Consider the following 11,965-nt stretch of genomic DNA (forward strand, 5'->3'; position numbering starts at 1 on the left):
TTGAAGACTACCTTATTACATCAGAAAAAGTAATTTCAAAATCTTATAACAACTATAAAATCGCGTTGACTCATTGAAAGTGACATTACACTCATTTTGCATTTTATAAGATCAGTGTTCCTTATACTTTAGAGGTGTACTAATTAAAAAACCGAATTATGAAAAGCACATTAACAATTGACGTAAAAGAACCATGCAAAGAAAATTTCACTAATTTTAGTAAAACCGAAAAAGGAGGTTTTTGCCAAAGTTGTGAAAAAGAGGTAATTGATTTTACCAATTTTTCTGATACAGAACTAGTAAACTATTTAAGTAACTCAAAGAAAAAAACTTGTGGTATGTTTAAGGCATCGCAATTAAAATCTTATGAAACCCATACACTACAAACCATGAATAATTCTATATTACATAAAGGAATTGCAATGATGAGTTTTTCTTTATTGGCTCTTTGCGCTACTGAAGTTAAAGGTCAAGAAACCGCCAGTATAGAACCACCTATTGAAGTAGTTTCTACAGATATTATGGGCGATATTTCATATGTTGAAATTGTACAAGAAAAACACACCGTAACAGGTACCATTGTCGATGAAGCAAATGAACCATTACCAGGTGTAAATGTGGTCTTGAAAGGAACTACAATAGGCACACAGACAGATTTTGACGGTAAATTTGAATTCCCTCAACAGCTAGTAGAAAATGACATTCTAGTACTTAGCTTTATAGGTTATGAAACCAAAACGTACAAAGTTGCAGCCAACGGTAGTTCTAACATAGACATCAATATTACTTTTGATGAATACGACATGGTTTTGATGGGTGATATTGTAATCGATGGCACCTACTCTAGCAAAAGAAATATTTTTCAGAAGATCGGAGATATTTTTAAATAATGAGAAATTTCATATTCCTTTCAACGCTCTTATTTTCATTAATGAGCTTTGCTCAACGCTCAGATTTTAATCATATCGATTTTAAAAAAGCAGATAGCATAGCTGATTATTATAAAGATGCTAGCCTAAGAAATTTACCCGTACTTACTCATAATTTGACCACATCATTAGAAACTGATGTCGAAAAATTTAGAGCGATATACACATGGATTAGCACAAACATAGCCAATGACTATTCTTCTTATGTAAAAATAAGCACCAAGAGAAAAAGGTTTGCAAAAGACAGGCAAGCCTTTTTAGATTGGAATACAAGCATTACACCTAAAGTCTTTAAAAGTTTATTAGAAGACCGAAAAACTGCCTGTACGGGTTATGCGTATCTGGTAAAGGAAATGGCAAATTTAGCAGGATTTAATTGTGATATTATTGATGGCTACGGACGTACACCTACCTTACTTTTAAAAGCGGATAGCGCACCCAACCATTCTTGGAACAATATCAAGATTAATGAAAAATGGTATCTGTGTGATGCTACTTGGTCTGCCGGGCAAACAATGGTTATTAACGGCACACCATTATTTCAGCAAGATTATTTCGACGGATATTTTCTTGCGGATGCTGAATTATTTGCAAAAAATCATTTTCCAATACAAAAAGAAGGAAGTCAACCTATAAAAAAGGAAAATCTAGATGCTTTTATTGCGGGACCAGTCATTTACAAAGAAGCTTTTTTAGCACCGATAATTCCTATTGCCCCAGTTGCAATGCATAATAATATTCAAAAAGGAGCATCGGTAACTTTTACACTACAAGTACCAAAAGAATTTATTGGAAATACACAGCTATTGCTGAACAAAGGTGGGAGTCAAAAAAATGGGAATCCAAATATTATAAAGAAAGAAGGTAAGATTAGCTTAGTACAAAACTTTGAAAAGAAAGGGCTGTACGACGTTCATATTTCAGTTGAAGAACAATTGATTGCTACTTATGTAATTAAGGTAAAATAGTACTATTCTGGTGGATACTTGCTGAATATCTTATCGACTACAGCTTGTAGTTTCTCTGATTTTTCTTGAGGCGTATCGCCTTCACGAAAAGGACTTTCGCTAACGGCTTGCCAAATCAACATATCTTTATTAGAATCAACAAAATCAATTTTTAGTTCTCTGGTCATTTTTGGTCCACCAACGGGAATACCTATTGACACTCCGCCACCAATACCTCTGTTACCACCACCGAGACCAACACCTACGTTGTTCGCTGCTTGAGCTTTAAAGACAGTACTCTTAATATTAATGAACATGTCTGGTTCTTCAGCGAACATAAATCCTTTTTCCCCTAAAGTAGCATCCATAGCATCCATTAACCTTTTCTCGTCCAATTCACTTAAACCGGTTTCCATGTCGCCAAAATAATTATAGGTAGCATACGATGTAAAATCGGTCTGATCATCGTAATCATAATTGACCCTCGCTGATCCGCAAGAAATTAAAACTAGTAGTACAACACTAAAAAAAAGGATTCTCATGATATTGCATTTTCTTAAATTTAAAGAAAATAAAATAGTAATATATGTTTTTGAGAAGGTATTCGACTAAGCGTTATACCTAAAGCTTCCTATACTCCTATTCTTTCTTATCAACAGACGTGGTAAGCGCTGAAGAAATTATTCCTGTAGGAATAGCTACGACTCCTAAACCAATCATTAAAATAAAAAAAGTAAAAACTTTACCGCCAACTGTAATGGGATAAACATCTCCATAACCAACAGTAGTTAGTGTAATAATTGCCCACCAAAGACTATCAAAAATAGATGCAAAATGCTCAGGCTGAGCTTCATTTTCAAAATAGTAAATACCTACAGACGCAAAATAAATTAATATTAAAGTAACAAATAAGAACAGAAGTATTTCTTCTTTTGCCGTACTAATTGCAGCTGTAAAACGCTTAATAGCTTTATTATATCGCATTAGTTTAAGAATACGGAATAATCTTAAAAAGCGTAACGCCCTAAGAGATCTTAAATCAACCCCTAGTGCTAAATAAAAAGGTAGTATCGCTAAAAAATCAATTATTCCGAAAAAACTAAATATAAATTTATGTTTGGTATCTGCAACATAAATACGAAGCAAGTATTCTATGGTAAAGACTACCACACAGAATATTTCAATTACTCTTAAAAGTTTTCTGGTATTGGGCTCTAAATCTGGTACTGTTTCAAATGAAAAAGCAACAATAGAAATGAAGATTAAAATCTGAATGAAATAAGCAAAAATTCTGCTTTTTCTATTATCATTTATTTCAACAATATTTTTAAGGTATTGTTTCATAATTCGTATTAAGAATTAAGCATTGCCCAAAGTTTATCTTTCAATTCTACAATACCCATTTGCGCTACAGACGATATAAACATGAAAGGTGTACCGTTTAAATCTTTTTCTAGCTCAGCTCTCATTTCATCCATCAACTCATCATCTAGCATATCGCTTTTAGAAATACAAATAAGACGCTCTTTGTCTAATAACTCGGGATTATAACGTCTTAACTCATCCAATAAAATCTCATACTCCTTGCTGATATCTTTACTATCTACAGGTATTAAGAACAACAAATTCGCATTACGTTCTATATGTCTTAAAAAGTAGTGACCTAAGCCTTTGCCTTCTGCAGCACCTTCAATAATACCTGGAATATCTGCCATTACGAAACTCTTAAAATCTCGATACTCCACAATACCTAAATTAGGTTTTAATGTGGTAAACTCGTAATCGGCAATTTTTGGTTTTGCCGATGTTATTACAGACAACAAAGTAGACTTACCTGCATTTGGGAAACCAACAAGACCAACATCTGCCAATACTTTAAGCTCTAACAGAAATTCCCCTTCCAAGCCATCCATACCGGGTTGGGCATATCTAGGTGTTTGGTTTGTAGATGTTCTAAAATGCCAATTACCACGACCCCCCATACCACCTTTAAGTAGAATTCTTTCTTCACCATGTTCAGTAACTTCAAAAAGCACCTCTTTGGTTTCAAAATCTTTTACTACAGTTCCTAATGGAACATCTAGGTATACATCTTCACCATCTGCCCCAGTACTTCGGCTTTTACTACCGTGCGCACCATGACCTGCCTTAAAATGTTTTGTATATTTAAAATTAATCAAGGTCCAAAGGTTCTCGTTACCTCGAACAATTATATGTCCGCCACGACCACCATCACCACCGTCAGGACCACCTTTGGTAATAAATTTTTCACGGTGCAAATGCACAGATCCTTTGCCTCCTTTACCAGAAGTCAAACCCACTTTTACGTAGTCTACAAAATTACCTTCGGTCATTGTTATTCTTTCAGTTCAAAAATTTACAGCAAACAAATTGCTATAAAAAATCAATATTATTTTAAGCCTTCGATTACTTTCGTTAGACGCTCGGTAATATCAGCTATTGAGCCAATACCGTTTACGCTATGAAACTTACCTTGAGCCTCGTAAAATTCTTTTACAGGAGTAGTTTTTGCATTGTACTCATCAAAACGGTTTCTAATCTTAACGACATCTTGATCATCTGTTCTGCCACTAACTTTACCTCTTTCTAAAAGACGATCAATTAAAATTTCGTCATTTGCTTCTAAAGCAATAGTAGCGTTAACACTCATATCTTTAGACTCTAAGAAATTATCAAGAGCTTCGGCTTGTGCAGCAGTTCTTGGGAAACCGTCAAAAATGAATCCGTCAGCATCAGCGTTCTTCTCCACTTCTTCTTGCAACATTTTAATCGTTACCTCATCTGGCACTAGCTCTCCTTTATCAATATATGACTTAGCCAAAGTACCTAACTCCGTTCCATTTTTGATATTGAATCTAAAAACATCTCCGGTAGAAATATGCTTTAAATTATATTTTTCTTTTAGAAATTGTGCTTGTGTGCCCTTGCCGGCTCCTGGCTTACCAAAGAGTACAAGATTAATCATATGTTTCTGGTTTAGTTGGTATACTTCTTTTAAATTTCGTCCTTGTTCTTTATAATCTAGACCATAACCTACAATAAAATTGTCAGGTATTGCCAAGCCAAAATAGTCGATGGCATATTCGCCCTTATATACATCTGGCTTATAAAAAAGACTGGCTATTTTAAATTCTTTAACCTTGGTTTTAGAAAATAAATGCACCAATTTCTGCAAGGTACGCCCTGTATCAATAATATCTTCTAAAATAATGACACTACGCCCTTCAATATTTTCTGGCACATCTAACAATGTCTCTACAATACCCGTAGATGTTAAGCCTTGGTAAGAACTAAGTCTTACAAAAGAAACTTCGCAAGGGTGTTCATAGGCTTTCATTAAATCTGAAACGAACATAAAAGACCCATTCAACACACCTACAAAAATGGGCGTCTCATCTTTATAATCTTCGGCAATTTTATCTGCAACCGTTTTTACAGCCTGCAAAATTTCAGATTCGCTGAGGTAAGGTTTAAAAAACTTGTCGTGAATTTGTATCAATTTTCATAAATTATCAAGGTCTGCAAAGATAAGGTATTGCCTTGTGTTTTTGATTAGAAAGGAATTGGTTTCTAAGATTTAACCGTATTTTTGTAGTACTTAAGGCGTTTTTTCAACTGCCAAAAGCAACAATTATATGGATTATTTTTCTTCAGATTTTAAATTAGGCATATTAGGTGGTGGTCAACTAGGTAAAATGATGTTGTACGAAACGCGAAAATGGGATATTTACACCAAAGTTCTAGACGCTTCTTCTGAAGCACCAAGTAGAATGTCATGTAACGAATTCGTACAAGGAAGTCTTTTAGATTTTGACACTGTTTACAATTTTGGTAAAGATGTAGATGTGTTGACCATAGAAATTGAAAATGTAAATCTTGATGCTTTAGAGAAATTAGAGGATGAAGGCGTAAAAGTATATCCGCAACCAAAAGCGTTACGTATTATTCAAAATAAGGCAAAACAGAAGTTATTTTATGTAGATAACGAAATACCAACTGCAGATTTTCAGCGCTTTGCGTACTTGAGTGAAATTGAAGATAGTATTGAAAACGGAGGTTTACAATTTCCGTTTGTGTGGAAAGTAGCTCAATTCGGTTATGACGGACAAGGAGTTAAAGTTGTTCGCAGTTTAGACGATTTACAAGGATTACCTACGGGAGAATGCATTACCGAAACTATGATTCCGTTTAAAAACGAATTAGCAGTAATCGTATCAAGAAATTCTGAAGGAGAAATTAAGACATACCCCGTTGTAGAGATGGAGTTTCATCCAGAAGCCAACCAAGTAGAATACGTTATTTGTCCTGCTCGTATTGATGAGAAAGTGGCTGAAAAAGCAAGAGCACTAGCATTAAAAGTAGCGGATAAAATAGGACTTACAGGTTTGTTAGCAGTTGAAATGTTCCAAACCGAAGATGATAAAATATTGGTGAACGAAGTGGCACCAAGACCACATAACAGTGGTCATTATAGTATTGAGGCTAGTTACACCAACCAGTTTGAACAACACATACGTAGTATTCTAGGTTTACCTTTAGGAATAACCGATAGCAAAGTTGCTGGTGTAATGGTCAATTTAGTAGGCGCAGAAGGCTACACAGGTGATGTTGTCTATAAAAATATAGAAGAAATTTTAGCGATGGAAGGTGTTACTCCGCATATATACGGAAAGGCACAAACCAGACCATTTCGTAAAATGGGACATGTTACCATCGTAAATAATGACTTAGGTAAAGCGAGAGCGATTGCCGAAAAAGTAAAGGAAACAATTCAAGTGATTTCAAAATAAAAAATATGAGTAAAGTAGCCGTAGTAATGGGTAGTACAAGTGACATGCCCGTAATGCAAGATGCCATAGATATTTTAAAAGGTTTTGATATAGAAGTAGATGTCGATATAGTATCTGCACATAGAACACCAGAAAAATTATTCGATTTCAGTAAAAATGCACACACTAATGGCTATTCTGTAATTATAGCAGGTGCCGGTGGCGCTGCTCATTTACCAGGTATGGTAGCTTCTATGTCTCCGCTACCTGTAATTGGAGTTCCTGTTAAAAGCAGTAATTCTATAGATGGTTGGGACTCTATCTTATCTATCCTTCAAATGCCTGGTGGTGTACCGGTTGCCACTGTTGCATTAAACGGAGCAAAAAATGCAGGAATATTAGCTGCACAAATTATAGGTAGCTCAGACAAGTGTGTTTTGGACAAAATTATCTTATATAAAGAAGGTTTAAAACAAAAAGTAATTGATGGCGCTAAAGCTGTAAACGGTAAATAGTCATCTACAAGAAATTTCAATTCTCAAATCTAATTTCTCAATACTAGAAATATGAATCCATTATTATCCCCATTTGATACCGCTCCATTTTTACAAATAGAAAACGAGCATTTTAAGCCAGCATTTCTACAATCTATTGAAGACGCTAGGGCAGAAATAGATGCTATCACTAAAAATACCGATGCGCCTACATTTGAAAACACGATAGAAGCCTTAGAATTTTCAGGACAGCAATTAGATAGAATATCAAGTGTATTTTTCAACTTAAATTCTGCAGAAACAAACGAGGAGATTCAAAAAATCGCTCAAGAGGTTTCTCCGTTATTATCAGAATTCGGTAATGACATTACATTAAACGAAGACCTGTTCAAAAGAGTAAAAGCAGTTTATGATCAAAAAGGAAGTTTAGACCTTACTGTGGAGCAAAACACTCTTTTAGATAAAAAATACAAGAGTTTTAGTAGAAACGGAGCTAATCTATCTGAAGAAAAGAAAACACGCTTAAGAGCTATAGATGCCAAACTGGCTAAACTTAAATTGACGTTCGGTGAGAATGTACTAGCCGAAACCAATAAATATCAATTGCACCTAACGGATGAAGCAGATTTAGACGGATTACCAGAAGGTGAAAAGGAAGCTGCTGCTCATTTAGCACTTTCAAAAGGCAAAGAAGATGGCTGGATGATTACGTTAGACTACCCAAGCTATATTCCGTTTATGAAGTATGCCAAGAATAGAGAGTTAAGAAAAGAACTTTCAATGGCATTTGGCAGTAGAGCATTTCATAACGACAAGTTAGATAATCAAGAAAACGTTCTTGATATTGCCAAGTTACGTTTTGAGAGAGCCAATCTTTTAGGGTATAAAACACACGCCAACTTCGTTCTTGAAGAACGTATGGCAGAGACACCAGAGAAAGTTCATTCTTTCTTAAACGAATTGCTTTCAAAAGCGAAGCCAGCTGCAGAGCGTGAGTTTAAACAACTAGAAAATTTCGCCAAAAAACTAGATAATATTGACCGTTTAGAAAAATGGGATAGCAGTTATTATTCTGAAAAATTAAAGCAAGAGTTATTTAATTTGGATGACGAAAAGCTGAAGCCTTATTTTAAATTAGAAAACGTTATTAACGGCGTTTTCAAAGTTGCCGAGAACCTATTCGACTTACAATTTGAAGAAGTACATGACATTGAAAAATATCATGACGAGGTAAAAACGTATAAGGTTTATGATGCCGATAAAAATTTCGTATCATTATTCTATGCAGATTTTCACCCAAGAGCAGGTAAACGAGGTGGCGCGTGGATGACTTCATACAAATCGCAATGGAAAAGAAACGGAGAAAATGTGCGTCCGCATATATCTAACGTGTGCAACTTTACTCCGTCAACTAAAAGCAAACCATCTTTATTGACTTTTAATGAGGTAACGACCTTATTCCATGAATTTGGACATGGGTTACATGGTATGCTGGCAAACACTACCTACCCTAGCCTTTCTGGAACATCTGTTTTTTGGGATTTCGTAGAATTACCTAGTCAGGTGTTAGAAAACTGGTGTTATGAAAAAGAAGCATTGGAACTGTTTGCAAAACATTACGAAACCGGCGAAACCATACCCATGGCATTGGTACAGAAAATAAAAGAATCGGCAACCTTTCAAGAAGGTATGCAAACACTACGACAGTTAAGTTTTGGATTATTGGATATGTCTTGGCACGGAATTTACCCAACAAGTATTACCAATGTAAAAGCACACGAAGATGAAGCATTTAAAGACACCAGTCTTTACCCAGCAACACCAGAAACGTGTATGAGTACCGCATTCTCTCATATTTTTCAAGGCGGATATTCTTCTGGGTATTATAGCTACAAATGGGCTGAAGTGTTAGATGCAGATGCCTTTGCCTATTTTAAAGAAGAAGGTATTTTCAATAAAGAAGTCGCAACTAAATTTAAAGACAATGTATTGTCGCAAGGTGGTACTGAAAACCCAATGACACTTTATAAAAGATTTAGAGGAGCAGAACCAAATGTTGAGGCATTGCTAGAAAGAGCCGGATTATTACAATCGTAATATGTTACTTAAAAACTAAAAAAAGGGAGTCGATTTAGATCGAATCCCTTTTTAAATATTCACCGTAGTTATGTATATTACATTAATACAAATGATAGCTATCAATAAACTTTGTAACAATATTTAAGCGTTCTAAATATTCTGGTCGAGAACCTAAAATTATTTTTTCTTTAGCCTCGAAAATAACTATGCCATCAATATCGATTACTTCCGTTTTTATATATTCATCGCTTTTGGTAAGTTTAACATAACTTACTCTGTTATTATAATTGTTTGTAGTTAACAGGATTGTACCCGATATCAACACCCCCATTTTTAAATTGGCTTTATATTCTTGATCACCTTTCTCATTATATCTAATTACATCGCCATCTATATAATTATTTTTTGACCGATACTTAAGCCTTATAAAATCTGATTCAGGATAATATGAAACGGTCTCATCTTCTATCCCGTTTACATACGTAGTTACATTTTTACCATTCTCCCCGTAGGTTATACGTTTTACTAAAACACCTTTCTCGTAAGACTCCTCGTTAGCACCACGTTTGGAGTATGTATTTAAAAGTATTGTACCATTATAAGGTTCGCCATTCTTGTATTCTACTTTAGAAATCAATATACCTTCATCATTGTAGTATACTACATCACCATTTAATATGTCATTCGTATAATTTTCAGTTTTCTTTAAAACTTCGATATAGTTATAATAATTAAACGCGCCTTCTCTCTTATCATTTACAAATTTACCTTCCTCTTTAATTTTACCAGAGTAATCATATTTTACATAATCACCATTGCGTTTACCTTGATCAATTACATATTTTGTTTTATCTGCAGTGCTGTAAGCAATACCTTGCCAAGGTTTTTTGTTTACATATTCAACACGACCAAGTAATTCTGCTGTTTCATCACTATAAAAAGATTCACAACAAGTAATATCAAAGTCATGTATTAAAATAGCTTTCTGCTTGTCATAATCTACATTTCTTTGCATTTCATATCTTTTTGAAGATACTACCATACCATTCTCATAAACGTCTATTAATTGTATGTCATTACTGTCTACAAAAAATTTATATAATTTTCCCTCTTTGTTCTTGTAATCAAATACGCCCAGCTGCTCACCTTGCATATCAAAAAATTCACCCTTTACTTCCTTATACTTAGCATAGGTAATATCACTCTGTATTTGTCCATTACTATAAAAACGAATCTCTCTTAATTTGTCATAGCCGTTGTTATCATATTCTTCTATCTTCTTGAAGGTCTTATAGGTATCTTTAGCGACCAAGCGCTTTCTAAAATCTGTACGCTTTACCAACACACCTTCTTTAAACTCATTAATACCGGACACTTCGCCATTCTCTGACCCTAAGGTAAACCGTTTACCTTCGTAGGGAGAACTAAATCCGTTTTCAAAATTAATTTTTAATTCACCTAGAATATTGCCGTCAAAGTCGTAATAAACTTCTTTGATCTTATTCATCTTTTTCTGCGGTTTCTGAGTATTTCTATAAAATACAATCTCTTCTACCAATTCACCGTCTTCATAAACAATACTATGATATTTGGTAATTTCCGTACCATGTAAAGGCAACCCATTTTTAAAGGTCATTCTATGGATCTCGTTACCATTATCATCAAAATTTATTTGCAATGATTTAAAGCCATTTTCAAATTTGGAAGAAGTCGTTAATTTATTATTGGTATTATAAACCTCTTCCGTTATAATTTTCCCATCAGAATATATAGTTATAGAACCAATTGTCCCATTATATTCTTTAGTCGTATTTAATTGAAATTTAATGAGTTTACCATTTGTAGGACGCAAGTAATCACCATCTAAAGCATACTCGATTTTACCTAAAAGCTCACCTGATTTAGAATAATATTCTTTTGACCATTTACCATTAGTATTGACCTTTTCTCGAACCTGCCCGTTATGATAATAGGTTGCAGAAATAAGTTCTCGGCCATATGGAAGATATCTAATTTGTTGAACTCTCATGGGATTATAATAATAAAACACCTCTACCCCTTTTGCATAACCATTTGAAAGTAGCGTACGATCACCTATTAATTTACCACCATCACCATAGTACTTAGAATGGTAATTTCCTTTTTTTAAGGTACTATAATTCTCATATCTAATACCTTTTCGCTCACCATCATAATAAACCTGCACTAACGTATCTCCTGCTTTTTCTTGATAAAAGTGGCCTTCTCCATAATCTGAAATCATTTTGCCAGAAATAAAAGAACCGTTCTTATAATATGCTATATATTTTTCATCGCCGTCATAGGAAATAAATTCACCATCTAGCCTATTGTTTGCATATGTGCTTTGGCGATAAGCCTTCCCATTTTCTTTGTACCAGGTAACCAAACCAAACCATATGTCTTTTTCTTTACTTGAAGACATACCACGCATTTGTAGTTTACCACTTATGTAATAGTCTTCAACCTTGTATAAGTTGCCCATCTTTTCAATTTTGGGTCTAAAAAAAGAAGCTTCTTCTCTAGAAGTGATCTTCCATTTAGCATCGAAAAATACAGTGTCGTTTTGGGCTTGAATTGATGAAAAAACAAAAAACACTAAAATAGTCAACACCATTGATAATGAATTGGGTAAAGTTTTAAACTTAAGTGAGATAATTTTAAACATACATTTTTTTAAAATATTATTTGTAACGGTACAAGCTGAC

The 11,965-nt window shown here is 34.3% G+C and carries 10 protein-coding genes; 5 read left to right on the forward strand and 5 right to left on the reverse strand.

Features of this window, described 5'->3' with window-relative positions:
* The first annotated feature begins 158 nt into the window (after positions 1–158).
* Both Q0871_RS08790 and Q0871_RS08795 read left to right on the forward strand, forming a co-directional pair.
* On the forward strand, positions 159–890 hold the full coding sequence (locus Q0871_RS08790; protein WP_299321150.1) for a carboxypeptidase-like regulatory domain-containing protein: 732 nt from the start codon (positions 159–161) through the stop codon (positions 888–890).
* Positions 890–1,897, forward strand: a complete 1,008-nt coding sequence (locus Q0871_RS08795) for a transglutaminase domain-containing protein (protein WP_299321151.1) — start codon at positions 890–892, stop codon at positions 1,895–1,897. Before Q0871_RS08790 ends, Q0871_RS08795 begins: the two co-directional genes overlap by 1 nt.
* Before the next feature lie 2 nt (positions 1,898–1,899).
* On the opposite strand, the gene Q0871_RS08800 is transcribed toward Q0871_RS08795, so the two are convergent.
* The 4 genes from Q0871_RS08800 to Q0871_RS08815 form a co-directional block, all read right to left on the reverse strand.
* The gene (locus Q0871_RS08800; protein WP_299321152.1) at positions 1,900–2,418 is read right to left on the reverse strand and encodes a DUF4136 domain-containing protein; all 519 of its coding nucleotides are present in this window, start codon (positions 2,416–2,418) and stop codon (positions 1,900–1,902) included.
* A gap of 97 nt (positions 2,419–2,515) precedes the next feature.
* Positions 2,516–3,220, reverse strand: a complete 705-nt coding sequence (locus Q0871_RS08805) for an ion transporter (protein ID WP_036152049.1) — start codon at positions 3,218–3,220, stop codon at positions 2,516–2,518.
* A gap of 8 nt (positions 3,221–3,228) precedes the next feature.
* Entirely contained in the window at positions 3,229–4,230 is a 1,002-nt protein-coding gene (gene obgE, locus Q0871_RS08810) for a GTPase ObgE (protein WP_299321153.1), read from the reverse strand.
* A 56-nt stretch (positions 4,231–4,286) separates the two neighbouring features.
* Positions 4,287–5,396, reverse strand: coding sequence for an adenylate kinase (locus tag Q0871_RS08815; RefSeq protein WP_299321154.1), 1,110 nt, complete (start codon positions 5,394–5,396; stop codon positions 4,287–4,289).
* A 136-nt stretch (positions 5,397–5,532) separates the two neighbouring features.
* Here Q0871_RS08815 and Q0871_RS08820 point away from each other — a divergent pair, with 136 nt between their 5' ends.
* Genes Q0871_RS08820 through Q0871_RS08830 form a run of 3 tightly spaced genes read left to right on the forward strand, consistent with a single transcriptional unit; the run spans position 5,533 to position 9,257 of the window.
* The gene (locus tag Q0871_RS08820; protein WP_299321155.1) at positions 5,533–6,687 is read left to right on the forward strand and encodes a 5-(carboxyamino)imidazole ribonucleotide synthase; all 1,155 of its coding nucleotides are present in this window, start codon (positions 5,533–5,535) and stop codon (positions 6,685–6,687) included.
* A gap of 5 nt (positions 6,688–6,692) precedes the next feature.
* Entirely contained in the window at positions 6,693–7,181 is a 489-nt protein-coding gene (gene purE, locus Q0871_RS08825; RefSeq protein WP_299321156.1) for a 5-(carboxyamino)imidazole ribonucleotide mutase, read from the forward strand.
* A 51-nt stretch (positions 7,182–7,232) separates the two neighbouring features.
* Positions 7,233–9,257, forward strand: a complete 2,025-nt coding sequence (locus Q0871_RS08830) for a M3 family metallopeptidase (protein ID WP_299321157.1) — start codon at positions 7,233–7,235, stop codon at positions 9,255–9,257.
* A gap of 82 nt (positions 9,258–9,339) precedes the next feature.
* Here Q0871_RS08830 and Q0871_RS08835 read toward each other — a convergent pair whose 3' ends face one another.
* Positions 9,340–11,925, reverse strand: a complete 2,586-nt coding sequence (locus Q0871_RS08835; protein ID WP_299321158.1) for a hypothetical protein — start codon at positions 11,923–11,925, stop codon at positions 9,340–9,342.
* Positions 11,926–11,965: the final 40 nt, after the last annotated feature.

Source organism: uncultured Maribacter sp. (genome assembly GCF_947500985.1).
GTDB lineage: Bacteria > Bacteroidota > Bacteroidia > Flavobacteriales > Flavobacteriaceae > Maribacter.